The following is a 25,909-nucleotide window of genomic DNA, read 5'->3' on the forward strand; positions in this document are numbered from 1 at the left end:
AGCAGGTGAGCAACCGCCCGAGTCGACACCGGACGGCATGCGCCCAGGGGGTTGATTGCCGGTCGGCCCACTGGGGGTGCCACCCCTGAGCGCAACGCGCCGCCTCACCGCGGCTCGGGCATAGCGACGTCAGGGTGACGGACCGGTCGAAGTGCAGAAGTGCCACAGTTCGCCGCGATGAAAGGAAGTTCAGTGCCGCCCTCTTCAGGAGAGATAGTCCAGCTCGGGGTCGTCGGAGTGATCGCGCTCCTGCTCCTGTTCTACGGGGGCACGATATGGATGTCGGTGGCGATCTCCCGCAAGAAGGAGAACGCCGACGACTACATGACCGCCGGCAACTCCATCGGCTTCGGCGTCTCCGCCGCCTCGATGACCGCCACCTGGATCTGGGCGTCCTCGATGTACGCCTCGGTCACCGCGGGCTACACCTACGGCGTCTCCGGCCCCATCCACTACGGGCTCTGGGGCGCGCTGATGATCCTGTTCATCTACCCCTTCGGCAAACGGATCCGCGCGGTCGCCCCGCGTGCCCACACGCTCGCCGAGGTGATGTACGCCCGCCACGGCCGCTCCTCGCAGCTGATGCTCGCCGGCTCCAACGTGCTCGGCTCGGTCATCTCCCTGACCTCGAACTTCATCGCCGGCGGCGCGATCATCGCGATGCTCTCCCCCCTCAGCTTCGGCGCGGGCATCCTGATCATCGCCGGCGGCGTGCTGCTGTACACCCTGTGGTCCGGCTTCCGCGCCTCCGTGCTCACCGACTTCGCGCAGGTGATGGCCATGCTCGGCGCCGCCGTGGTGATCATCCCGGCCGTGTTCTTCCTGGCCGGCGGCCCCTCGATGTTCGCCGAGGGCGTGGCCAGCGGCAACGTCACCCCGCAGCAGGAGAGCTTCTTCTCCTCCGAGGCGTTCATGAACCAGGGCGCCCCCTACATCGCCGCCGTGCTCGCCTACGCGATCGGCAACCAGACCATCGCCCAGCGCCTCTTCGCCGTGCGCGAGGACCTCATCAAGCCCACCTTCATCACCGCGACCGTCGGCTACGGCGGCACCGTGATCGGTATCGGCATGCTCGGCGTGATGGCGCTGTACCTGGGCATCGAGCCCATGGGCGGCGACGTCAACAACCTGATGCCGCAGATGGTGGGCACCTACCTGCCCGTCGTGCTGGTGGCGCTCGCGTTCATCATGATCATCGGCTCGCTCTCCTCGACCGCGGACTCCGACCTCGCGGCGCTCAGCTCGATCGTGATGGCGGACATCTACGGCCAGTCCGTGGGTCGCAAGAACGTCAACCCCAAGCTGATGCTGCTGATCGGCCGCATCACGATGATCGTCGCGACGGGCCTCGCGCTGTTCTTCGCCACCGCCCGCTTCAACATCCTGGACCTGCTGGTCTTCGTGGGCGCGCTGTGGGGCTGCCTGGTGTTCCCGGTCATCGCCTCCTTCTACTGGAAGAAGGTCACCAACCTCGCCTTCTCCCTCTCCGTGGTCGCGGCGCTCGCGGTGTTCCTGCCGGTGCGCTTCACGCTCATCCCGCTCACCGGCGCCTGGGCGCTGGCGGTCGAGCTGCTCGCCATCATCGGCGTGGGCGTGGTGCTGGGCATCATGTCCTTCGGCTTCTTCGGCAAGCGGGTCGCCGTGATCGTCGGCGCCGTCGCCACCCTCGCCACGCTGCCCTTCGGCTTCGGCTTCCTGCGCGACTACGAGACCCTCTCCGGCTCGCTGGTGGCCTACTCGGTCTCCTTCCTGGTCTGCTACCTGCTGAGCTTCCGCTCGACGCAGGACTTCGACTTCTCCGTGATCCGCAAGGTCACCGGAGACTTCGACGAGGAGACCCTCACCGCCGACGAGGACGCCATGCGCCCCGAGGGTGCGGCGGCCGCCGCGCGCGCCCGAAAGAACTGACCCGCTCATCCGCGGCGCCCCGCCGGGGCGCCGCACCCCACCTCACGAGAGGAGAACAGCCATGACCGCACTGCTGACCGCCTATCTGCTGATGTGGCCGGTGATCGTGCTCGGCATCCTGGTCACGATCGCCCGCGGCTTCCTGAAGGACGCGAAGGCAGCCCGCAAGGAAGGCCGCATGATCATCTGATCCGCCGCCTCATGACAGCGCCCGCCGCCCCGTGACCAGACGGGACGGCGGGCGCTGTCATGCGTGCGTGACGAACCGGCTCAGGGCACGATCCACCCCGCCGCGCGGAACAGCTCGTACCACTCGGCCCGGGTCAGCGGGATCTCGGAGCCGTCCGCGGAGTCAGCGACGCGCTGCGGGGTGGTGGTGCCGAGCACCACCTGCATCTGCGCGGGATGGCGGGTGATCCAGGCCGTCGCGATCGCCTCCGGGCTCACCTCGTACTGCGCCGCGAGCCGGTCGATCACGGCATTGAGCTCGGCGTACTCGGGATGGCTCAGGAACACCCCGTCGAAGAACCTCGCCTGGAACGGGGACCAGGCCTGCACGGTGATCTCGTGCAGGCGGCAGAAGTCGAGGATCCCGCCGCCGTCGCGCACCACCGACTGCTCGGTGCCCTGCATGTTCGCGGCCACGCCCTGGGCGATGAACGTCGAGTGCGTGATCGACAGCTGCAGCTGGTTCGCCACGATCGGCTGGTCCAGATGCTTCTGCAGCAGCTCGATCTGGCGTGGGGTGTGGTTGGAGACGCCGAAGTGGCGCACCTTGCCGCTCGCGTGCAGCTCGTCGAAGGCACGGGCCACCTCCTCCGGCTCGACCAGCGCATCGGGGCGGTGCAGCAGCAGGATGTCGAGGTGGTCCGTCTGCAGAGCCTTCAGGGAGCCCTCCACCGAGCGCACCAGATGCTCGGAGGAGTAGTCGAAATAGGGGCCGTCCGTCACGATCCCGGCCTTGGACTGGATCGTGACCTGCTCGCGCTCGGAGGGGCTCAGCTGCATCGCCTGCGCGAACCGCTCCTCGCAGCGGTGGGTGGTGCCGCCGTAGATGTCGGCGTGATCGAAGAAGTCGATGCCCACATTGCGCGCAGTGCGCACCAGCGTGCGTATCTCCTCGTCGGACTTCTCGGCGATGCGCATCAGACCGAGCACCACGTTGGGCGCGGTGATCTCGGTGTGCGGCATGGTGAACTGCTTCATGGCATGACCTCGGCTTCGAGTCGGCGATGGTGGCCGCCGACGTCGGCGGGCCCGGGGCGAGACTACGCCCGCCGACGCGGGCAGGGGAGGGGCCGGACCCGTCCCCGCCGAGGCAGTGACCGCGAGAGCTTCCGCAGGTAGGCTCCGAGGAGCACGTCAGGTGCCGCTCGGCCCGCCAGGACTGCGGGTCGGGGGCGACGGCGCCGCCCGAGCACTCGACGACGAGGAGATCTCCATGACCGCACCTGCCTCCACCTCCCCCGACCGCAACCTCGCCCTCGAACTGGTCCGTGTGACCGAGGCCGCCGCCATCGCCGGGGGACGCTGGGTGGGCGCCGGTGACAAGAACCGGGCCGACGGCGCCGCGGTCGATGCGATGCGCTCCTTCATGGACACGGTGCGGATGAACGGCACGGTGGTGATCGGAGAGGGTGAGAAGGACGAGGCGCCGATGCTGTTCAACGGCGAGTCCGTGGGCGACGGCAACGGGCCCGAGGTGGATGTCGCGGTGGACCCGATCGACGGCACCCGACTGACCGCGATGGGCTACAACAACGCCCTGTCCGTCTTCGCGGTCGCCGAGAAGGGCAGCATGTACGACCCCTCTGCCGTGTTCTACATGGACAAGATGGTGGTGGGGCCCGAGGCCGCGGAGTACGTGGACCTGCGACTGCCCGTCGAGCAGAACATCAAGCTGGTGGCCAAGGCGCTCGACAAGCCCGTACGCGAGGTGACCGTGTGCGTGCTCGAGCGCCCCCGCCACGAAAACCTGGTCGATGAGATCCGGGCGGCCGGTGCGAGGGTCAAGTTCATCATGGACGGCGACGTGGCCGGGGCGATCGCCGCCGCCCGCGGCGCCGGGGTGGACATGCTGCTGGGTCAGGGCGGCACCCCCGAGGGCATCATCGCCGCCTGCGCCGTCAAGGCCACCGGCGGCATGATCCAGGGACGCCTCGCCCCCATCGACGACGCCGAGCGGCAGAAGGCGCTCGACGCCGGCCACGACCTGGACCGGGTGCTGACCACGAACGACCTCGTCACCTCGGACAACTGCTACTTCGCCGCCACCGGCATCACCGACGGCGACCTGCTGCGCGGGGTGCGCTACCGCAGCGATCGCCTGTTCACCGAGTCGATCGTGATGCGCTCGACCTCCGGCACCGTGCGCATCGTCGAGGCCGAGCACCGCGCGGAGAAGTGGCAGCGCTGGCTCGAGGACTGACACGACGACCACCCGGTCACTACCGGTGAGTCACCTTGCAGATGCAGTCATCCTGACAATGACTGCGCATACCCTGACGGTATGGCTCCTCCCTCCTCCGAGATCCACGTCGCCGTCGACCTCACCGTCCTGACTCTCCGGGACGGGGCGCTGAACGTGCTGCTGATCCAGCGCGAGGACGACCCGCACCGGGGGGCCTGGGCGCTGCCCGGCGGGTTCATCCAGCACGGCGAGGACCTTGAGGCGGCCGCCTACCGGGTGCTCTCCGACGAGGCGTCCCTCGGCAGCGGGGCCGTGCATCTCGAGCAGGTGCGCACCTTCGGCGCTCCCGGCCGCGACCCCCGCGGCCACGTGGTCTCGGTGTCGTTCATGGCGCTCGGCGCGAACCTCCCCGACCCCCTCCGCGGCGACGACGTCGCCGATGCGCGCTGGTGGGCGCTCGAGGACCTCGGCGACGTGCCGCTGGCCTTCGATCACGCCGAGGTGCTCGCCAGCTCGATCGAGCGGGCACGCTCCAAGCTCGAGTACACGACCCTCGCCGTGACCTTCCTGCCCGAGGAGTTCACCGTCTCCCAGCTGCGCGGGGTGTATGAGAGCGTCTGGGGCACCACCCTCGACGCCGGCAACTTCCACCGCAAGGCCACCCGCTCCGAGGGCTTCCTCGAGGAGCTCGACCGCCACGCCGCCCCCCTCGAGGAGCTCGACCGCCACGCCGCCCCCACCGGCGGCCGCCCCGCCCGCCTCTACCGCGCCGGCCAGGGCACCTCCCTCATGCCCCCGCTGCTCCGCGCAGGGGACTGAGTCCGCGCGTGCCGGGCCAGGGCGCCCCTCCCCACATCACCCCGGCCAGCGTTGCAGAACTGGGGGAATGGGGCGTCCATTCGCCCACTTCTGTCACGCTCGGTGGGGCATCTGGGCGGTTCCCTTTCCGCGGCCCCTCGCACGGAGCGCCGTGGCAGGATCATCTCGTGACCGATGACGCCCCCACCCGCCCGGACCCCCTCGCCGCAGCTCCCGTCGTGGGAGCTCCCGAGCCCGCAGTGTCCGATCCCGCAGCGCCCGCAGCAGCGTCCGACGCCGCAGATCCCGTCGTGGTCTCCTATGCCGCGCACCGCGACCGGGTCCACGCCGTGGCACGCGCGATCCACGCCGACCCCGAGACGGCCTTCGAGGAGCACCGCGCCCACGACCGCAGCGCCGACCTGCTCGAGGAGGCCGGGTTCACCCTCGAGCGCGGCATCGCCGAGCTGCCCACCGCCTTCCGTGCCACGCTCGGCACCGGCTCCCTGGTGGCCTCGCTGTGCGTCGAGTACGACGCGCTGCCCGGGGTCGGCCACGGCTGCGGGCACAACCTCATCGCCGGCGCCTCCCTCGGCGCGGCCCTCGCGCTGGCCGGCGCGGTGGACGAGCTGGATCTGACGCTCCAGGTCATCGGCACCCCCGCTGAGGAGCACGGCGGAGGCAAGCAGCTCCTCATCGAGCGGGGCATCTTCGACGGGATCCACCTGTCGCTGATGACCCACCCCACCCCGCACACCGACACCTATGACGTGCTCGGCTCGACCAGCCAGGCCGTCGGCCGCTGGCGCGCGACCTACACCGGGCGCGGCGCCCACGCCGCCGCCAACCCCACCGACGGCATCAACGCCAACGACGCCGCGGTGATCGCGCAGGTCGCGGCCGGTCTGCTGCGCCAACGGATCAAGGACGGCCAGCGCCTGGCCCTCGTCCCGCAGCAGAGCGGGGTCACCAACATCGTCCCCGAGACCGCCGTGATCGACCTCGAGTGCCGGGCGCTGACGATGCCCGAGTTCGAGCAGCTGCGCGATGCGCTGTTCGCCTGCCTCGAGGGCGGGGCCGTCGCGACCGGTGCGTCGCTCGCGATCGAGCAGACCGAGCCCGTCTACGAGCCGCTGCGCCAGGACGAGGTGCTCGGCGCGGCCTGGAACGCGGCGATGCAGCGCCTGGGCAGGCCGCTGAACGGCTCCCTCGGCGTCATGGCCGCCTCGACCGACATGGGCAACGTGACCCAGCGGGTGCCCGGCCTGCACCCCTTCGTCGGCATCACCGGCGCCGGCGGCGCGCTGCACACCCGCGAGTTCGCCACCCATGCGGGATCCGAGCAGGGCTACCGCCTGATGGACGATGCCGCGATCGCGATGGCCTGGGTGATCCGCGAGGTCGCCGCCACGGCGGAGTCCCGCGCCGCGATCCTGGACCGCGCCGCGCAGCTCGCGCAGGCGATGGGCGGGCCGACGGGGGAGAGGGCCTGAGCCTCTGACGAGCAGTCCGGGCGGCGCCCGGTCGAAATGCCGCCACCACCAGGCCGAGGCGGGACCTGGGTCCCGCCGGCGCGGGCCTGCGCATACCTATCGTGGGCTCTGCGCCTCCTCCCGGGAACGGGAGTCGAGGCCCGCGGGACCCGGGTCGGCAGGGGAGAGCGGACTCGGAAACAGGGCGGCGGGCTCGGTCCGCCGCCCTGTGCCCGTGGACCCGCGCGGTTCGGCGCGGGGCGGGAACGGCTGGCCGCCGACGAGTACTGGTGTCATACGACGTGCTCTGCCGATATCGGCAGAGCGTGACGCTGGGCACCAGTAGCCGTCACGCACAGCGCGCCGCCCCATGAGCCACCCCACAGACCCTAATGGTTGAACTTTCTATCAACATGGGGGAGGGTGGTGCCATCAGACGCTTCGCGAAAGGATCGCCATGACCTCTCCTCTCACCGTGCCCGGCCCGTCCGCCGTCGGCGACCAGCACCTGTCGGCCGATCTCGCGATGGACGCCGTCACCCTGCGGGTCGGCGACCTCGAGCTGATGAGCTCCTACTATGAGAACGCCTTCGCCCTCACCCCGATCGAGGAGAAGGCGCGCACCAGTGGCGAGATCCACCGCGTGCTCGGTCGCGGCGGCGTCCCCTTCGTGCGGCTGGTCGCAACCCCCGGTCTGCCCGCCGTGGACCCCGGCCAGGCCGGCCTCTTCCACACCGCCTTCCTCTTCGAGGACCAGGCCTCGCTCGCCGGCACCGTGCTGCGCGCCGCCGAGGACCCCCGCTCCCGCTTCGCGGGCACCGGCGACCACCTCGTCTCGGAGGCCTTCTACTTCACCGACCCCGAGGGCAACGGCATCGAGCTGTACTGGGACCGCCCCCGCGACCAGTGGCAGTGGACCAACGGCGAGGTCGCCATGGACACCACGTTCATCGACCCGAACCGCTACCTCGGCGAGCACCTCACCGAGGAGGTCCAGGCCGATCCGGGCCTCCGTCCCGGGATCGTCGGCCACGTCCACCTGCAGGTCGGTGACGTGGACGTCGCCCGCCAGTTCTACATCGACACCCTCGGCTTCGAGGTCACCGTCGGCAACCATCCCGGTGCCCTCTTCGCCGCGGCCGGCGGCTACCACCACCACGTCGCGATGAACACCTGGAACAGCCGCGGCGCGGGCCCGCGCGCCGCCGGCCTGGGTCTCGCGGACGTCGCCATCAGCCTGCCCGCGCGCGAGGATCTGGACGCGCTCACCGGACGTCTGCGCATGGCCGGGCTGAGCTTCGCCGACGACGGTCGCTCCGTCTCCGTGAAGGACCCGTGGGGCACCCCGGTCACCTTCAGCCTGCCCGGCACCAGCACCGAGGAGCTGCTCACCCGCTGAGCACGCACCTCGCACGGCACGAGCCCGGGCGCACCGTCATGGTGCGCCCGGGCTCGTGCATCGGCGGGAGGCTGCGGCGCCGGCAGTCAGGCCGCGGCACCGCCGTCGCTCAGACGCGATTCAATCGCAGACGCCGTCCGGCCCGCAGGTCGCGCCGCCCTCGAAGGAGCCGCCCAGCAGGGAGGTGAGAGACGTCAGCGGGGCGGGGGAGTCTGTCTGCGCCGTGCTCGCCGGTGCATCCGAGGTCGCGTTCGTCGCCGTGCCGTCGGCCGCTGCGGTGCTGCGCGCCGCGGCGCTGTCCGTGTGCGCCCCGGACTTGACGGCCCCGTCGGCCGCGCCGTGCCGCTCGCCGCTCATGCCTGCTCCCGCTCGGCCCGCGCCTCCTCGGCGATCTGCCGCAGCGCCTGGCGGAACGCCTCAGCGGGCAGCGCGCCGGGCGCGGTGTACTTGTCGTTGAACAGGAAGAACGGCACCCCGCGAGCGCCCAGGGCGGCGGCCTCGCGCACGTCCTCGTCCACCTGTGCGTCGTGGGTGTCACCGGCGTGAGCGGCGCGAGCCACTGACTCCTCGAGCCCGGCCTCGACGGCCCGGGCGATCACCACCTCCGCGTCGAAGGGGTCGAGGGCACCGGTGAAGTAGCCGCGCTGCAGGACGAGGAAGAAGTCCGTGGCCGCGTCGACGCCCTGCGCCTCACCCACGGCCTGCATCACCCGGTGCACACCGCGGGTGTTCGCCATCGGACGCCCGGTCACGTACTCGCGCCCCATCTCCTGCGCCATCTGCTGGATCTGCGACTCCATCTCGCGCACCTTCGCCTCGTCCATCCCCTTCGCTTCGACGAGATGGGTGACGTTGTCCTTCACGCTGTCGGTGGGGGAGGTGGGGTCCAGCTCGAAGGAGTGGGCGCGCAGATGCACCTGGCCGGTCAGGCCCTCCGCCTCGATCGCGTCCAGCAGGCGGGACTCGCCGATGTAGCACCAGGGGCACACCACGTCGGTCCACACGTCGACGGTGATCAGGGGCGTGGTGGGATCGCTCGGGGCGGCCCGGTGGCCCGGGGTCTGGGTCATCGTGCTCTCCGTCGGTCGGCGGGGCCCGGTGGCTCCCACCGGTATCATTGAAAACTGTACTGCGGAGCGGTCGCGAGGGGTGGCGCACCGGGCGGTTTCCGCTCACGGCGCAGGCTGAGGAAGTCCTCATCGTCGTCTCACCGGCAGTTCACCTGCACAGGGGATGATGGACCCGTAAGGAACGGTGCCAGACTGGAGCGCTGCCACCTCGTGGCGGCCGCGCCCGGCGCCGGACCCCGCCCCGCCCTCTCGACGTCCAGGACCGCCATGATCATCACGAGCCACCCGGCCGAACGCCCGGGCGCCGCCCTCGCCGCGCCGCGCAGGGTCGGCCCGCAACGCCAGGAGGAGCAGAGCGCATGACCTCGAGAGCCACCCCCGAGACCCCCGTCGAGGACGCCGCCGAGAACGTCGCGGCCGGCGCCGAGCCCGCGTGGATCGAGGTCGGATCGCCCAAGCGCCGCACCGGGCCGCCCGCGTGGTCGGATGAGATCCCGCGCGATGCCTGGGGCGGCCGGGACTCCGCCGACCAGCCCGAGCAGTCGGACGCACCGGCCCGCTTCGAGGTGATGGAGGTCCAGGAATCGGCCGACGGCGGCTCCGCGCAGGCGCCCGAGGGCGCCACTGCGGCCGACGGGGATGACGCCGACAGGGATGACGCGACGGCCGACGAGGTCGTCGATGCAGCCGACGAGGACGTGTCGGGTGGTGCGCAGGCCCCCGCGTCGGACTTCGACGTCTGGGTCCAGGAGGCCGCCGAGGCGGCCGAACCCGACGAGCCCGCCGAACCCGCGGAGCACACCGAGAACACTGCACCCGCCGAGCCCGCCGACCAGGCTCCGCCCGCCGCGCCCGGTGAGGACCCCGAGTCCGGGGACCGCTGGCAGGTCGTCTCCGAGCAGGCACCCGCGCAGCCGTCGGACGAGACCGCGGTGTTCTCTCCCACCGCCGCCGCCGCGCAGAGCCCCCTGGATCTCGCCGAGGACTCGTCGGCACCGGCGGAGACTGCGCCCACCGCGCCGATCCCGCTCGCCGACGATCCCGCATCCCGCTCCGAGCGCTCGCAGCCGCACGCCCCTCGCACCGAGCCCCGCACCAAGGCGTTCCCGGTGCCGATCGATGATCTGAAGACGATGCCGAAGGCGTCGCCGACCATGCCGAACAACGCCGTGGTGGCCGATGCTCCGCAGGCCGACGCGCAGGAGCCCCCGCACTCGCAGTCTCCCCCTGCGCAGGCTCCGCACTCGCCGGTGGCGCAGCCGCAGGTCGCGCCCGTCCGCGAGACCACCGTGAGCGACGAGACCGACGGAACCGACTCCGCAGCTCCCACCACCTCCGCCGAGGCCGCCGAGCCTCGCAAGGCCGGCACCCTCAGCGGCGCCCTGGACCTCGTGCTCCCGCACCTCGCGCCCTACCGCGGCTCGCTCATCGCGGGCCTGATCGCGCTGGTGCTCAGCGTGTGGTCCCTGGTCGCGCTGCCCTTCCCGCTGAAGTACTCGATCGATGCCGCGCTCGCCGCCGCCGGTGCGGGATCCACCGCGCCCGACGGCATCGGCGCCGACCCGAGCACCGCCCTGTTCCTCGCCGCCGGAGCGCTCGCCGTCCTGGTCGCGGCCCAGGCCGGGTTCCGTGCTCTGTCCGTCTCCGCTCTGAACCGCATGGGCGCTAGGGTGGCGACCGACCTGCGCGGCAGGCTCCTGAACCACCTCCACCGCCTCAGCCCCGGCCGCGACATCGACGACCTCGGCCGCAGCGCCTCCCCGCTCATCGAGGACGTCGCCCGCCTGCGCGACCTGGTCTCCCACACCGGCCCGCGGATCGTGACCGGGCTGCTTGCGCTCGCCTCGCTGCTGATCATGCTGCTCGTGATCGAGCCGCTCGCCGCCGCGATAGTGCTGGTCACCGCCGCGCTCACGGCGCTGGCGGCCCGCGCCGCGCTCGCCCACCAGCGCCGTCGCGAGGCCGCCGCCGCTGCGGACGAGCTGCTGCTGGCCGAGACTGCCGACGAGCTGCTCTCCGCCACCCGCACCATCCAGTCCTACGGCCTCGAGGAGCGCGCCGCGCAGAGCCTCGGTGAGCTCGGCGCCCGCACCGGGGGCTCCCGCTCCGCGGCTCGGCGCAGCGCGGCCGTGGGCAGCTTCCTCACCGAGCTGATCACCGGCCTCGGCGTAGGAGCCGCACTGCTGTTGGGCGGCTGGCGGATGAACGCCGGCACCATGACCCCCGGCGAGCTGACCATGGTGGTCGCCGCCGTGCTGATCGCCGTGCTCCTCGCACGCGAGGTGGTGCGGCACTCCGTGGGCCTGCGTGCCACCATCGCCGCCGGCGACCGGGTGGGCGAGCTGCTCGAGCACCGCGCCGCGATCACCGAGCCCGGCCGCTCCCAGCAGATCGGCGCCCTGCGCGGCGAGGTCGTGTACTCGGCGCTGAGCGCCCAGGGCCGGCGCGGCCCGCTGTTCGACGGGGTGTCCCTGGTGATCCCCGCTGGCCAGCACGTGGCCCTGGTGGGCCGCGACGGGGACGAGGCCTCCGCCCTGCTGTCCTACCTGCTGCGCTTCGACCAGCCCGACTCCGGCCGCGTGCTGCTGGACCGCTACGACACCCGCGAGCTCTCCCTCGCCGACCTGCGCCGCGGCCTCGCCGTGGTGCAGCGTGAATCGGCGCTGTTCAGCGAGAGCGTGCGCGAGAACATCCGAGTGGGTCGGCCGGGCGCCACCGACGACGAGATCGTCGAGGCCGCACGCCGCAGCGGAGCCGATGAGTTCATCACCCTGCTCCCCGACGGCTACGACACCCACCTGTCCCGCCGCGGCGCCGCCCTGACCGATGGGCAGCGGCGTGCCATCGCGATCACCCGCGCCCTGCTGCGGGACGCCCCCGTGGTGCTGCTCGACGATGCCGACGCCGACCTCGCCCCCGCCGAGCGGGACCTCGTCCAGCGGGCGCTCGCGGCGCTGACCGACGGCCGCACCACGCTGCTCAGCAGCCAGGAGCCCGAGACGATCCTCGCCGCCGACAGGGTGCTGTGCTTCGAGTCCGGGGTGCTCGCGGAGGACGCCGCGCCTGCGCAGCTCGCCGAGGATCCCGACAGCTGGCTCTCCGTCTGGCTCCACACCGCAGCGGAGACCGCAGGCTGAGAAGGCCGGGGTGGACCGGCGTGGACCGGCGTGCCGGTTCGGTCGCGGTGACGCGGGCTGCCGGCTGCCGGGTGCCGGGTGCCGGGGCTGGCGTGCGGGCGCCGGGCGCCGGGGCTGGCGTGCGGGTGCCGGGGCTGGCGTGCGGGTGCCGAAGTTCAGCCTGGGCGTTCGTCGGGTTCAGCATTGCCTGCCCAGCCTGGGCGTTTTCTGCGTCCCGCGCGGCCTCTGCGACCTTTGCGGCCTGTTGGTGGTCGAGTACTGGCGTATGGGCGATATGTATGCCGATATCTCCGCAGAGGTCGCCAGAGCGCCAGTACTCGTGAGCACCTCTGACCTGCCCGGCCCAGATCGGTCCGGCCCGGTCTCGGCCCTGCTGAGCCCAGCCCGGCTGCGGCTTCGCTGAGCCCGGTCCAGCCTTTGCCCCGCTGAGCCCCAGCCCGGCGGCGGCCTCGCCGAGCCCGGCCCGGTCTCGGCCAGCCCCGGCACGGCCTCGGCCAGCGGGGACCTGACCGGGACGGCCGGGCTCAGGTGTCATCGTGGACTGCCAGGTGAGCTGCTTGAGGGTCGATCACTGGACTGAGCGGTCAGCACGCCCGTGGGGGCCTGTTGGTGGTCAGGTACTGGTGCATGGGCGATGGGTATGCCGATATCTCCGCAGAGGTCGCCAGGACGCCAGCACTCGTCAGCTCCTCAGGCCGGCCCCGATCAGCACACCCTGGCGCGCCCCGATCAGTCCTCCCCAGCCCGGTCCACCCCAGCCACCCCTACCCGCGATGAGAGGCGTCTCATCGACGCCTCATGGCCACCTCATCGCCACTTGGCACCCTTCTGATCGTCACCGAACGACCAGGAGGCCCCGATGGACACTACGATCGCGCTGTACTCCCACGACTCCGTGGGTCTGGGCCACGCGCGGCGCAATCGCGCCCTCGCCTATGCGCTGGCGGAGCACCTTCCCGCCCTGACCGGTGGCAGCGTGGGCGGCCTGCTCATCGCCGGCCACGCCGATGCCAGCCGTGACCCGCTCCCCGAGGGCTGGGACTGGCTGGTGCTGCCGGGCATGACCCGCGTGCGCGGCGGCTACGGCCCCCGCACCCTCGGCATGGACGCCGAGGCCCTGCGCGACCTGCGCAGCGCCACCATCGACGCGGCCCTCACCGCGCTGAACCCGGACCTGTTCATCGCCGATCGCCACCCCTTCGGCATCGACGGCGAGCTGCGCCCGGTGCTCGCGAACCTCCGCGCCCGCGGCACCGCCACCGTGTTGGGCCTGCGCGACGTGCTCGACACCCCGCGCGTCGCCGCCGCGGAATGGGACGCGCTGGGCGGGGCCGAGCACGTGGCCTCCTACCTCGACAAGGTGTGGATCTACGGCGACGACCGCGTCTACGACCTCCGCCTGACCGGCGAGCTGCCCCCGGCGCTGGCCCGCCTGGCCACTGCCACCGGGTTCCTCGCCCACGGCCGCCCCGCGGCGCGCGTCTCCACGATGCCCCGCGCCTCCCTCAAGCCGCCGCCCCCTTACGTGCTGACCGTTCTCGGCGGCGGCTCCGACGGGGCGGACCTCGCCCGTCTCGCCGCGGTCTCCCATCTGCCCGGGGGGCACAGCCACCTGCTGATCACCGGCCCCCAGATGCCCGATCACCAGATCGACGAGATCCGTGAGCTGGCCGCCGCGACCAGCGAGGCGACCCGTGTGGTGCGCAGCGCCCCGGATGTTCCCGAGCTGATCGCCGAGGCCGCCTCGGTGGTGTGCATGGGCGGGTACAACACGATGGCCGAGGTCATGGCCACTGATACGCCCGCGCTCGTGGTGCCCCGCAGCCGTCGGCGCCAGGAGCAGCCCCGCCGCGCCCGCGCCCTCGCCGCCCTCGGTGCCGTCGAGACCCGTGACGCGGGAGAGGTCACCGCCGAGCAGATCACCGACTGGTGGGCCCGCTCGGTCACCGGCCGCACCTCCCGCAGCCACATCGACCTGGGCGGCCTGGGCGTGGTCGCCCACCTCGCCGCGCAGCTCCTGCCCGCCGCCGCCCCCGCCCCCGTGTCCGTCACCGCTCTCCAGGAGGTGTCACGCCATGTCGGCTGACCGTCCCCACCGCATCGGCTACGTGCTGAAGATGTACCCCCGCTTCTCGGAGACGTTCATCGTCTCGGAGATCCTCGCCCGCGAGGCGGCGGGGGAGGAGATCGTGATCTTCTCGCTGCGCCCGCCGAATGATGCCCGCTTCCACCCGGAGCTGGCCAGGGTGCAGGCCCCCGTGATCCAGGTGGGCCGCTCCTCGAGCCCGCGCCGCCTGTGGGAGGTGTGGGGTAGGGCGATGTCCGCCCCGGACCTGGCCCGCGGCCTGTCCGCGCAGCTCGATGAGCTGGTGGGCGCCGGCGTGGACGATGCCGAGCAGGCGCTCGAGGTGGCGATGCTCGCCCGCGAGCACGGCGTCACCCACCTCCACGCCCACTTCGCCTCGATGGCCACCACCGTGGCGCGCCTCGCCGCGCTCGTGACCGGCCTGCCCTACTCCTTCACCGCGCACGCCAAGGACATCTTCCACCGCGACGTGGAGGATGCGGACCTGGCCCGCAAGCTGCGCGACGCCGACCACGCCGTCACCATCAGCGAGTACAACCGCCACCACCTGGTCGAGCGCTTCGGCGCCACCACCACGGCCCGTCTCGAGCTGGTGCGCAACGGGCTCGAGCTCGAGCGCTTCCCCTTCCGCGGCCACGCCGAGATCGGCGAGGTGCCGCGCCTGCTCGGCGTGGGCCGCCTGGTCGAGAAGAAGGGCTTCGACCAGCTCATCGACACCGTCCACGCGCTGCGCGCCGAGGGCCGCGAGGTGCACGCCGACATCATCGGCGACGGACCCCTGCGCGAGGACCTCGCCGCCCGCATCCAGCAGCTCGGGCTCACCGAGCACGTGCGCCTGCTGGGCCCCCGCACGCAGGAGGAGGTGCGCGGCCTGCTCACGCAGGCGGATCTGTTCGTCGCCCCCTTCGTGATCGGGGCCGACGGCAACGCCGACGGCCTGCCCACCGTGCTGCTCGAGGCGATGGCCACCGGCATCCCGTGCGTGGCCGCCGCGGTCACCGCCGTCGGCGAGGTGATCATCGACGGCACCACCGGCTGGCTGGTCCCCACCGGCGACACCCCCGCCCTGATCGACGCCGTGCGCGAGGCGCTCGACCCCGCCACCGACCGTCTCGCCCGCACCACCGCGGCCCGCGAGCTGGTCGCCGCGCACTACGACTCCCGCGGCCAGGCCCGAGCCCTGCGTGCGCTCGCCGAGCGCTCCGCCCACCGCAACATCCTCACCGAGCCGATCGCACTCGCCGACCTCGATGCGGCACAGGCCGTCACGGGCCAGGCCCCCAAGGGCCGGCGCCCCTCCGCGCCGACGCTCTCGCCGGCGGCATCCCCGTCGGCCGGCGTCGCCACCGCCCCCACCGGAAGGAGCCGCTCATGAGGATCGCCTACGCACTGCTGGACCCCGGCATCGGCGTGTTCGGCACCAAGGGCGCCTCCGTGCACGTCCAGGAGGTCATCCGCGCACTGCGGGCCGACGGGCACGACGTGACCGTGTTCTGCGTGCGCACCGACGACGCCGTCCCCGCCGACCTCGCCGACCTCGACGTGCGCCGCCACCGCCTGCCGCGCGGGCTCGACGCGGGCGAGCGCGAGCAGGCCGTCGCCGCGGCCTCCCGGGAGATCGCCGACGAGATCGCGCGCGGCGGCTTCGACCTCGTCTACGAGCGGTACTCCCTGTTCGCCGATGTCTCCGCACGCCTGTCCGTCCCGCAGGGGGCGGCCGACGGGACCACCCCGTTTTCGCCGATCCCCTCGATCCTCGAGGTCAACGCGCCGCTGATCGCCGAGCAGCGCCAACACCGCAGCCTGATCGACGAATCAGCGGCCCTCGCCGCGACCCTCCGCCAGCTGCACGGCGCGAGCCTCGTCTCCTGCGTGAGCCGGGCCGTGGCCGAATGGGTGCTCGACGAGGGCGCCGACCCCGCCCACGTGGTCGTCACCCCCAACGGCGTGAACCCCCGCCGCATCACCCCCGGCCGCAGGCCCGTGACCGCTCCAGGCCCGGAGGCGCCCGTGACCGTCGGCTTTGTGGGCACCCTGAAGCCCTGGCACGGCACCGACCTGCTGCTGCGTGCGCTGGCCCGTACCCGGGAGAACCTGCGCCTGGACATCTGCGGCACCGGCCCGCAGCAGGAGGAGCTCGAGCAGCTCGCCGCCGAGCTCGGCATCGCGCAACGGGTCCGCTTCCGCGGCGCCGTCGCGCCCGAGCAGGTGCCCGCCGTGCTGCACGAGATCGACATCGCCGCCGCCCCCTACCCGGCCGGCGAGCACTACTTCTCCCCGCTGAAGGTGTACGAGTACCTCGCCGCGGGCCTGCCCACCATCGCCTCCCGGATCGGCACCATCCCCGCGCTGCTCGAGGACGGGCAGCTCGGCGTGCTGGTCGCGCCCGGGGACGTGGTGGACCTCGCGCGCTCGCTCGACGAACTCGCCGCGGACACCGCCCACCGCGCCCGCCTCGGCGCGGCCGCCCGCGAGGCCGCCGTGCGCGAGCACGACTGGCGGATCCGCTGCCGCGAGCTGCTGCAGCGTCTGGAGGAACCGGCGGAGGTGCTGACCTGATGGCCGTCGGCACGTCCCGCACCGGCACCTCCTCCGACACCGACCGCCCCTCGCTGCTGCGCCGGCTCGTCGGCACCTCCGCCGTGCCGAAGAAGGAGCGCCTGGACCCGTCGGCCCTGCGCCGCACCCTCCAGGTGGCGCGCCCGCACCTGCCCCGCCACCTGCTGCTGTGCCTGGTGGGGATGGTGGGGCTGCTGCTCGACGTCGCCTTCCGGGTGCTCGAGCCGTGGCCGCTGAAGTACGCGGTGGACGCCGTGACCTCGGCGCTCGGCGCGGACCTCCCCGCCGACGCCTCGCCCTTCGGGCTGAACATCGAGCAGACCGTGATCGCGGCGGCGCTCGGCCTCGCGGTGATCATCGCGGGCCGCGCCGGCTCGAACTACCTGGCCACCGTATCCTTCGCGAAGGTCGGTGCGCGCATCGCCACCGAGCTGCGCACCCGCGTGTTCGACCACGTCCAGGCGCTCTCGCTGCGTTACCACTCGCGCGCCTCGATCGGCGACACCTCCCAGCGCCTGGTGGGCGACGTGGGCCGGCTGCAGGACGTCGCCGTCACCGCCGGGCTGCCGCTGATCGGCAACCTCATCACCCTCTCGGTGCTGCTGGTGGTGATGGTGATCCTGGACCCGATCCTCTCCGCGATCGTGATCGCCACGGGACTGGTCTACCTGCTCCTCTCACGCCGCTCCTCGCCGAAGATCGTGCGCGCCTCCCGCTCCACCCGCAAGGGCGAGGGCTCCCTCGTGGGCGCGGCCGCCGAGGCGCTCGGCGCGATCCGCGTGGTCCAGTCCTACGGCCTCGAGAAGACTGTCGCCCACGAGTTCGCCGGCGGCAACGAGCGCGCCATGAAGGCCGGGGTGAAGGCCAAGAAGCTCGCCGCCGGCCTCGAGCGCGCCACCGACGTGCTCGTGGGCATCGCCCAGGGCGCCGTGCTGGTCGCGGGCAGCCTCCAGGTGCTGCGCGGCGCGATGACCCCCGGCGACATGGTGCTGTTCCTGACCTACCTGAAGATCTCGATGAAGCCGCTGCGCGACATGGCCAAGTACACCGGCCGCATCGCCCGCGCCTCCGCCTCCGGGGAGCGCATCGCCGACCTCCTCGATGAGGAGATCGAGATCCGCGGCCCCGAGTCGCCGGTGCCGATGCGGAAGGTGCGCGGCACCGTCGAGTTCTGCGGCATCACCTCGCCTGACGGCCACGGCCGCCCCCTGTTCCAGGACCTGTCGCTGCGGATCCCCGCCGGTCAGCACCTGGGCATCCTCGGCCCCTCCGGCGGCGGCAAGTCCACGCTCGTGTCCTACCTGCTGCGCCTGAACGAGCCGCAGCAGGGACGGATCCGAATCGGCGGGTACGACACCCGCTCGGTGAGCCTCGACGACCTGCGCCGCCACGTCGCGATCCTGCCCCAGGAATCGGTGCTGTTCACCGAATCGGTGCGGGACAACATCCGCTTCGGCCGGCGCGACGCCTCCGACGCCGAGATCGAGGAGGCCGCCCGCCGCGCCGGCGCGCACGACTTCATCATGGGCCTGCCCGAGGGCTACGACACCGTGCTCGGCAACCGCGGCGACACCCTCTCGGGCGGGCAGCGCCAACGGATCGCGATCGCCCGCGCGATGATCCGCCGCGCCCCCGTGGTCGTGCTCGACGAGGCCACCACCGGCCTCGACCCCTCGGCGAAGGCCCAGGTCAACGAGTCCCTCAGCGAGCTCGCCCGCGCCCGCACCACCATCTCGATCACCCACGACGCCACCACCGTGGCGGGCCTGGACCGGGTGCTGTGGCTCGAGGACGGCCAGATCCTCGAGGACGGCAGCCCCGCCGAGCTCGCCGCCGATCCCGACTCCCGCTACTCGCGCTGGATCATCGAGCAGCGCGCCGCAGAGCAGGACGACGACACCCCGCAGCCCCTCGACCAGGAGGTCCGGTGATGGAGACGACCCCCACCGCCCTGCAGCTCCTCCACGACCACGCCCGCCTGCCGGGCGCCGGCGCCGTGCTGGAGGCCCAGCAGCTGTCCGCCCTGCTCGGCAGGGACGTCCACCTGGACCGGGTGCGGATCAAGCCCGGCGCCTCGGTGCTGGTCTCCCACCGCGCCCCCGCGCGTGAGCACGGGCCCGACGGCGCCGGCCGCGCGGTCGCCGACGTCGGCTGGGCCCAGCTGGTCGCCTCCGCCGACAAGCGCGAGAACGCGCTGCGACGCGCCGCCCGCAGCGGCGTGCGGATCGACGAGCACACGATCGCACCCGAGGGCCCGTACCTGCTCAGCGGCGGCCTGGACTCCGATCCGCAGCTGGGCCGCGAGATCCACCGCCTGCTCGGGCGCCTGCGCGGCGCCCCGCTGCGGGTGCTCAGCTACAACCCCGCCCGCCACGCCGTGCTGCTGCTGCCCGGCAGCCGCGAGGTGCTGCGGGTCTCCGCGCAGCCCCTGGACGACCTGCTGAGGGTGGAGGGCTGCTGGCGCGAGCTGGGCCTGCCCACCGTCCCTCAGCGCCGCTGGCGCGATCGCCCCGGCGTGCTGATCGGGGAGCAGTGGGGCCACGGCGACCTCGCCCGGCTCGCGCACCACCCCCTGTCCATGCCCGCTGCGACCCGGCTCGGCGGGATCATAGCCCGCCTCCACGCGGCCGACGTCACCGGCCGCGACCTGCCCGAGGCGCGAGTGGGCGAGCTGATCCCGGTGACCAGCCGGGCCGTCGCCGACCTTCTCCCCGCCAGCGCGCACCGCATCGAGCGGCTCTCGCAGCGACTGCGCGAGATGCTCGAGACGGGCGGTGACCGGGTGCTGATCCACGGAGACCTCTCACCCGACCAGGTGCTCGTCTCCGTCGACGAGACCGCCGTGCCCGGCGAGGGCCACCTGCCGCTGCGCGTGGTGGACCTGGACCGCTCGGGACTGGGGCCGCGCGGCGCCGACCTCGGTACCTGGATCGCCTCCTGCCTGCTCGCCGGCGTGGAGGAGCAGGCCACCGCCTTCCTGCGCGGCTACGCCCGCCACCTCGACCTGCCGCCGCGCACCGAGCTCGCCGCCTGGACCGCCCGCGCCCTGCTCTCCTCCGCCCTGGACCCTATGCGCCGCTACAGCGCGGACTGGCCCGAGAAGGTCGCCCGCCGCCTCGCGCTCGCCGAGATCGTGCTCGAGCGGCCCGGCCGCCTGCCCCTGCCCGCCCCGGATGCCGTCGAGGTGCGCCGCGGCGCGCAGATCCCGCTGGTCCCCGCCACGGTCGAGCATGCAGGACGCCTGCTCACCGTGGGCCGTGCCTGGGCGGACGACGGCCGCGGCCTGCCCCTCGAGCTCACCGACCCCGGCGCCGAGAGCGCCGGGCAGCGACTGCGCGCGGCCCGCCTCGACCCCGCCACCGGCGAGGTCACCGTGCTCGAGTCCGGCACCGATCCGCGCCTGCCGGGCCTGGCCCGCATGCTCGCCCAGCACCCGGGCGCCGCCGTGGTCTCCCACCGGCCCGGCAAACGCGCCGTGGTGCGGATCGACGCGGCCGCTGACGGCGAGCCGGGGGCGAGCGGCGAGAGGTTCGTGAAGATCGTCCGCCCCGGCCGCGCCGAGCGTCTGCTGCGCGCGATCGACCGCTCCAGCGCCTTCGACGGCCCCTTCCGCACCGCCGAGGTGCTCGCCGCCGACGAGGACACCGTCACCTTCGCCGCGCTCGAGGGCCGCCTCCTGCACGACGGGCTGAGCGTGCAGGACGGCACCTGGCGACGCGCCTGGCGCGAGACGCTGAGCGCCTGGGCCGAGGCGGTGGACGCCTCCCGTCGGGACCTCAACGCCGCGCTGCCCGCCGGCGCCGAGATAGCGGACCTCCACGGCCCCTCCGCCGAGCTCGCCGTGCTCGGGGACTGGGCGGGCCGTGCCGCCGCCGTCGACCCCGCCGGCACCGCCGTGCGCGGGCGCGCGCTCCGCCTCGCCGACCGGGCTCTGCGCGGCCTCGGCGAGGTCGAGCGGCCCGCCCTGATCCACCGAGACCTGCACGACAAGCAGGTCCTGTGGTCTCCGGTGACAGGACCCGCGCTGCTGGACGTGGACACCGCGACCCTCGGCGATCCCGCCCTCGACGCCGCGAACCTCCGCGCCCATGCCACCTGGCGGGAGCTGCAGGGGATCTGGACCGAGGAGCAGGCCGCGGTGGTGCGCGAGGAGGTGGACCGCGTCGCGGCCCTCGGCGGGATCCGCCCCGAGACCCTCGCCGCCTACGAGAGCGGGACCATCGCCCGCCTTGCCTGCGTGTACGCCTTCCGGCCCCGTTGGCGCGGTGCGGCCCACGCCTTCGCCGCGACCCTTGACCCCACCGGCACCTCCGCTGCGGACGGCACGGCCGGCGGGGCCGGGCGTCCTGGCGGGGCCGGTGAGGCCTGCGTGGCCGGTGAGGTCTGCGTGTCCGGTGTGGACGGCACGGTGGGCGGGAGGGACGGTCGAGTACTGGCGCCATGACGAGGCGTATGCCGATATCTCCGTAGTCATCGCCCCTCGTCCCGTACTCGACCACCGGTCCCGTACTCGGCGACCCCGGACCGGGGTCTGAGCACCCGGACCTCTCCTCCCCGACCACGGTCCGTCCACAAAGCCGCTCCCTCACTCCCGCCCCGGCCCAGTTTCGCCTGTACTGCTCGGATGAAGATCCCGGGAGTCGCGCACAGGTCGGACCTCGCCGGGCTCGGCATCAGTGATGCCGATCGCCGGCGTCTGCTCCGCCGAGGACGAATGTCGCGGACCGGTACCTGGTACGTCACCGATGAAGCGCCCGCGGACCTCGTCCGCCTGCTCGCTCGCGGGGTGCGCCCCACCTGTGTCTCCGCGGCTCAGCATCACGGACTCTGGGTGCCGCTGCACGAGGGTGACCACGTGTACCGCCCCCGCGGGCTCGCAGCCGTGGAGCCGCGCCGGGACGCCGAGGTGACCGGTGGCGGAGCAGCGATGACAGGCGGGGACGCCGTGGTGACCGGCGGCGGAGCAGTGATGACGGGCGCGCTCGCAGCGGCGAGCGGCGGGGGAGCCGCGGCGATCGGTGGGGACGCCCTGGTGACAGGTGGGGACCTGGTCATGCACGGCTCCGCGATGAGGAGCTGGCCGGACCGCGATCCGATCGCCGACCTGCCTCTCGCTCTCGAGCACGCGATGCGCTGCCTGTCCGTCCGGGACGCCGCGATCCTGCTCGAATCCGCGCTGAACCGGCGGAAGATCTCGAGGAGCGAGGTGGTACGACTCCTCGCGTCGCTGCCCGCGGCGCTTCGCGCGCAGCTCTCGAGGGTCACCCCGCTGTCCGAATCGGGAACCGAGACCGCGGTGAGGTGGTGGCTGGAGTCGCTGCACGTGCCGGTCACCCCGCAGGTGCGGATCCCCGGGGTGGGTCGTGTCGACCTCAAGCTCGGCACGAGCTGGATCATCGAGTGCGACAGCACCACCTATCACGACAATCCCGAGCAGTACCACCGGGACCGGGCCCGTGATCTGCGCCTCCAGGCTCGTCGCTACATGGTCACCCGACTCACCTGGGAGCAGGTCTTCCTCGACTGGGAGGAGACCAAGGCACAGCTCCTCACGATCCTCCGCCGCCGCGACCACCGGCGCCCCCTCGCCGGCTGACGGCCGTGGCAGGTCGGGCCGGAGCCCTATCACCTTCCCGGTGGTTGGTCGAGTACTGGCGCTCTGGCGAGGCGTACGCCGATATCTCCGTACTCATCGCCCCAGGACCAGAAGGCGACCGTGGTCCGTGGTCCGTGGTCCGTGGTCCGTGGTCCGTGGTCCGTGGTCCGTGGTCCGTGTGCTGGGTGCTGGGTGCTGGGTGCTGGGTGCTGGGTGCCGGGTGCCGCGTGCCGGGCCGAAGCCGTGTCACCGCGAGGGCGGATGGTCGAGTACTGGCGCTATGACGAGGCGTATGCCGATATCGCCGTAGTCATCGCTCCTGGTCCTGTACCCGATCGGCGGTGAGGGCTCGGCGGCGCTGGACGACGGCGCCGGCCAGACCCAGGGCGAGGCCGAGCACGAGCCAGCCGCCCAGCCACAGCAGATCTCCGGTCGGGTCGATCCAACCTCCGCCTATCGCGCCGCGGAAGGCGTCCACGGCGTGAGTCATCGGCAGGAACGGGTGGATCACCTGGAAGAACTGCGGCAGGGTCGGGACCGGATAGGTGCCGCCCGCCCCCGAGATCTGCATCGCGATCAGCACCAGCGCCACGAACTTCCCGACCGGTCCGAACAGGGCGCCGAAGCCATGGTTCAGGGCCACGAACACTGCGGAGGTGAGGGCGGCCAGGCCCATCATCAGCGGCAGATCGTCCACCGAGACCCCAACGAGCCAGTGGAGGGCGCTCACGGCGATGGCGGTCTGCACCAGCCCCAGCAGCTGTGCGGGCAGCAGACCGCCGGCCAGCAACCGCACCGGGCCCACGCCGCGGGCTGCGGCCGCGGCGGAGAACGGCGGCATCATCAGGAAGATCGCCATACCGCCCACCCACAGGCTGATCGCCAGGAACAGCGGCGCGAGGCCCTCCCCGAAGCGGCCGAGCTCGTGCTCGCGCTCGAAGCTCATCTTCACGGGCTCTGCGGCGGTCTCCGAGAGGGTGTCGCTCTCGTCGTCGTTGTAGGCGGGGATGTCGTCCTGGGATTCGGCGAGCCCGTCGCGCAGCTCCTCCGCACCGTCCGCGAGCTCGCCGGCTCCGTCGTCGAGGCTGACCGCGCCTTCGGCCAGGTCGCCCGCACCGTCATCGACGCGCTCAGCCCCGTCGTGCAGGCGCGTGGCGCCGTCCTCGAGCTGCCCGGCGCCGTCAGCAAGCCGCTGGGCACCCTCGCCCGCCTCTGCGGTGCCGTCGGCCAGCTGCCTGGCGCCGTCCTTGAGGGCACCGGTGCCTCCGGCGAGCTGCTCGGCGCCGCCGCGGGCGGTGCTCACGCCGTCCGTGTAGCGGGTGACGCCGCCGGAGAGGGTCTGTGCGCCCTCGCTCGCGGTGCCGCTCGCCTCGGCGAGACGGTCCGCGCCCGAGGCGACCTCCTGAGCGCCGGTGTTCAGGCGGCGCGCGTCCTGTGCACCCTGTTCGAGTGCACCGTAGGCCTCAGGCAGCGCCTCTGCGGCGGTGCGGGCCTGTTCGGCGAGATCAGCGGCGAGGTCGGAGGCGTTCGTGCTCGATTCGGGGGCGGGTGCGGCCGTGACGGCCTCATCGCGCAGGCCGGTGAGGTCCTGTTCGAGGGTCGAGGCGCTCTCGGCGAGGGTGCCGGTGCGCTCAGTGACGGAGGAGGTGGTGCCGGCGAGAGTCGAGGTGGTCTCCGAGAGTCCCTCGAGATAGGTGACCATCGAGTCCGCGGAGTCGCTCATGCCGGAGGCGGTCTCGGCGATCTCCGTCGACCGCTCGGACGCGGCACCCGTGGCCTCTGCGGTCGCGCGCGCGTCGGTGGAGGCCTGCGTGGCGTCCTCGCGCACCTGCGGCGAGGAATCCGCGATGCGCGTGAGCTCCTCGCAGAAGGCGGCGTCGGCGCCGGATTCCTCGCAGCGTGCGGCGAGGTCGTCGACCTGCCCGGTGTATTCGCGCACGCTCTCCTCGGCGGTGGCCGCGCTGCCGGAGGCGGTGGTGGCGGCCTCGTCCGCGGTCTGGATCTCCTCGTCCGATGCGGTGGCGTCCTCGCCGATCGTGGCGGCGCCGTCGCGCAGCGTACGAGCGTCCTCAGTGCGGTCGGCGGCGGACCTGTCGAGGTTCTGCGCGGTCTCGTCCAGCCCGGTCGCGGTCTCGTCGAGCGCGGTGGCGGTCTCGGAGAGGGTGCCGGCGGTGGTGACCGGGCCTTCGAGTCGCCCGGGGAGGTCCGTGGCGATCTCCTCGAGCGTATCGATCGCGGTGACGAGGTCCTCGCTCGTGCGCTGGACGCTCTGCGAGGTCACGCCCAGCTCCTCTGCGCGCTGCTGCGCGGCGGTGACGCTCTCGTCGAGCCGACGGGTGCCCTGGGCGACCTGCCCCGCGCCGTCGGCGAGGGTGCCCGCGCCGGTGGCCAGTTCCGATGTGCCGGTGGCGAGCTGTTGGGCGCCGCTGCGCAGCGGCTGTCCGTTCTCGTCGAGGGTCACCAGGCCCGTGCGCAGCTCCTGGGCACCGGCGTCGAGTCGCGCGGTGCCGTCACGCAGGGTCACCGCACCGGCGCTGAGCTGGTCCAGGCCCACCACGAGGTCGAGTCCGCCGGTGTGCAGGGCGCCGGCCCCGTCGGCCAGGTCCGCGCTGCCGTCCACCAGCTGTCCCGTGCCGTCGGCGAGCTCGGCGCTGCCGTCGACGAGGTCCCCGGTGCCGTCGTGCAGGGTGGTGGCGCCGTCGGTGAGCTCGCCCGCTCCGTCCACGGCGTCGCCGAGGCCGTCGTGGATGGTCGTGAAGCCCACGTAGATCTGGCCCAGGTACTGCTCGAGCACGCTCGAGCGCAGTGAATCGGTCAGTGCCGTGCCCACCGACTTGGTGAAGTTGCCGCCCACATAGTTGATCGAGTCGTTGGTGGTCACGGTCAGCAGGGCGGGGGCGGCCTCCTCGGCGTCCCCGCCGAGGGAGGCGATGTTCGCGGAGAAGTCGGAGGGGATCTCGACGGTCGCACCGTAGGTGCCGTCGGCGAGCCCCCGTTGTGCCTCTCCGGGGGATACCTCGACAAAGCGGTAGACGGTCTCCTTGTCCAGGTCAAGCAGCGTCTCCGTGAACTCCGCGCCCACCTCCAGCTCGGTCTCCTGGCCGTCCGGGGCGGTGGCGGTGGCGCCCTCGTCCTCGTTCACCACGGCGGCGGTGACCTGGTCGAGATTGTTGCTCGGGTCGAGGAACGACCAGGTCATGTTGCCAGAGTAGACCAGGGGGACCGTGGCGAGGCCTGCGACGAACAGGGCCGCGATCGGCTTCTTCCACTCTCCCGGCAGCAGCGCCACGAACCCGCGCCCGAGAGCGGAGAGTCCTTGACCCGTCGCCTCGAGGCTGCGGGAGAGCACATCGAACGTGGCGCGTGCGGCCGAGGAGACGGTGGAGAGCAGTGCACGGAGGAGGGACATCACAGCGCACACGATACATTCGCGTATCGAGAGGCGTCAGAGGTTGGAGAGAAATGTGGTAAGAC

At 72.7% G+C, this 25,909-nt stretch carries 17 protein-coding genes; 13 read left to right on the plus strand and 4 right to left on the minus strand.

Going from position 1 to position 25,909, the window contains the following annotated elements; genetic code table 11:
* Positions 1–177: 177 nt before the first annotated feature.
* The gene (locus BN4251_RS03240; protein WP_087483720.1) at positions 178–1,908 is read left to right on the plus strand and encodes a sodium:solute symporter family protein; all 1,731 of its coding nucleotides are present in this window, start codon (positions 178–180) and stop codon (positions 1,906–1,908) included.
* A 61-nt stretch (positions 1,909–1,969) separates the two neighbouring features.
* On the plus strand, positions 1,970–2,098 hold the full coding sequence (locus BN4251_RS18420; RefSeq protein ID WP_087483721.1) for a putative transporter small subunit: 129 nt from the start codon (positions 1,970–1,972) through the stop codon (positions 2,096–2,098).
* A gap of 80 nt (positions 2,099–2,178) precedes the next feature.
* Here the strand turns inward: BN4251_RS18420 and BN4251_RS03250 are convergent, their stop codons facing one another.
* Positions 2,179–3,114 (minus strand): aldo/keto reductase, encoded by a 936-nt coding sequence (locus BN4251_RS03250; RefSeq protein ID WP_087483722.1) that lies wholly within the window; start codon positions 3,112–3,114, stop codon positions 2,179–2,181.
* A 235-nt stretch (positions 3,115–3,349) separates the two neighbouring features.
* On the opposite strand from BN4251_RS03250, the gene glpX reads away from it, so the two are divergent.
* The 4 genes from glpX (at position 3,350) to BN4251_RS03270 (ending at position 7,987) form a co-directional block, all read left to right on the plus strand.
* Positions 3,350–4,336: a class II fructose-bisphosphatase gene (glpX, locus tag BN4251_RS03255; RefSeq protein ID WP_087483898.1), complete on the plus strand. Its 987-nt coding sequence runs from the start codon at positions 3,350–3,352 to the stop codon at positions 4,334–4,336.
* A gap of 81 nt (positions 4,337–4,417) precedes the next feature.
* A complete protein-coding gene (locus tag BN4251_RS03260; RefSeq protein WP_087483723.1) occupies positions 4,418–5,137 on the plus strand; it encodes an NUDIX hydrolase in 720 nt (239 codons plus the stop codon).
* 167 nt (positions 5,138–5,304) lie between these two features.
* The gene (locus BN4251_RS03265) at positions 5,305–6,609 is read left to right on the plus strand and encodes a M20 family metallopeptidase (protein ID WP_245810173.1); all 1,305 of its coding nucleotides are present in this window, start codon (positions 5,305–5,307) and stop codon (positions 6,607–6,609) included.
* Positions 6,610–7,045: 436 nt separating this feature from the next.
* Positions 7,046–7,987: a VOC family protein gene (locus BN4251_RS03270; protein ID WP_087483724.1), complete on the plus strand. Its 942-nt coding sequence runs from the start codon at positions 7,046–7,048 to the stop codon at positions 7,985–7,987.
* A 120-nt stretch (positions 7,988–8,107) separates the two neighbouring features.
* Here BN4251_RS03270 and BN4251_RS03275 read toward each other — a convergent pair whose 3' ends face one another.
* Both BN4251_RS03275 and BN4251_RS03280 read right to left on the minus strand, forming a co-directional pair.
* A complete protein-coding gene (locus BN4251_RS03275; protein WP_087483725.1) occupies positions 8,108–8,344 on the minus strand; it encodes a hypothetical protein in 237 nt (78 codons plus the stop codon).
* A complete protein-coding gene (locus BN4251_RS03280) occupies positions 8,341–9,057 on the minus strand; it encodes a DsbA family oxidoreductase (protein WP_087483726.1) in 717 nt (238 codons plus the stop codon). The genes BN4251_RS03275 and BN4251_RS03280 overlap by 4 nt, the downstream gene beginning before the upstream one ends.
* A gap of 359 nt (positions 9,058–9,416) precedes the next feature.
* On the opposite strand from BN4251_RS03280, the gene BN4251_RS03285 reads away from it, so the two are divergent.
* From BN4251_RS03285 to BN4251_RS03315, 7 genes are all read left to right on the plus strand, one after another.
* The gene (locus BN4251_RS03285) at positions 9,417–12,194 is read left to right on the plus strand and encodes an ABC transporter ATP-binding protein (RefSeq protein WP_087483727.1); all 2,778 of its coding nucleotides are present in this window, start codon (positions 9,417–9,419) and stop codon (positions 12,192–12,194) included.
* A gap of 859 nt (positions 12,195–13,053) precedes the next feature.
* Entirely contained in the window at positions 13,054–14,280 is a 1,227-nt protein-coding gene (locus BN4251_RS03290; RefSeq protein WP_087483728.1) for a glycosyltransferase family protein, read from the plus strand.
* Entirely contained in the window at positions 14,270–15,655 is a 1,386-nt protein-coding gene (locus BN4251_RS03295) for a glycosyltransferase (RefSeq protein ID WP_087483729.1), read from the plus strand. Before BN4251_RS03290 ends, BN4251_RS03295 begins: the two co-directional genes overlap by 11 nt.
* On the plus strand, positions 15,652–16,839 hold the full coding sequence (locus BN4251_RS03300; RefSeq protein WP_087483730.1) for a glycosyltransferase family 4 protein: 1,188 nt from the start codon (positions 15,652–15,654) through the stop codon (positions 16,837–16,839). Before BN4251_RS03295 ends, BN4251_RS03300 begins: the two co-directional genes overlap by 4 nt.
* Complete coding sequence (locus tag BN4251_RS03305) at positions 16,839–18,770, plus strand: ABC transporter ATP-binding protein (protein WP_170931811.1); 1,932 nt, start codon at positions 16,839–16,841, stop codon at positions 18,768–18,770. Before BN4251_RS03300 ends, BN4251_RS03305 begins: the two co-directional genes overlap by 1 nt.
* Positions 18,770–21,283: an aminoglycoside phosphotransferase family protein gene (locus tag BN4251_RS03310; RefSeq protein WP_087483731.1), complete on the plus strand. Its 2,514-nt coding sequence runs from the start codon at positions 18,770–18,772 to the stop codon at positions 21,281–21,283. The genes BN4251_RS03305 and BN4251_RS03310 overlap by 1 nt, the downstream gene beginning before the upstream one ends.
* Before the next feature lie 270 nt (positions 21,284–21,553).
* Positions 21,554–22,435 carry an endonuclease domain-containing protein gene (locus tag BN4251_RS03315; protein ID WP_245810174.1) on the plus strand — a complete coding sequence of 294 codons (882 nt, stop codon included), beginning with the start codon at positions 21,554–21,556 and terminating at the stop codon, positions 22,433–22,435.
* A gap of 310 nt (positions 22,436–22,745) precedes the next feature.
* Here the strand turns inward: BN4251_RS03315 and BN4251_RS03320 are convergent, their stop codons facing one another.
* Positions 22,746–25,844, minus strand: a complete 3,099-nt coding sequence (locus BN4251_RS03320; RefSeq protein ID WP_170931812.1) for a YhgE/Pip domain-containing protein — start codon at positions 25,842–25,844, stop codon at positions 22,746–22,748.
* Positions 25,845–25,909 lie beyond the last annotated feature (65 nt).

This window comes from Brachybacterium massiliense, from assembly GCF_900184245.1.
Lineage (GTDB): Bacteria > Actinomycetota > Actinomycetes > Actinomycetales > Dermabacteraceae > Brachybacterium > Brachybacterium massiliense.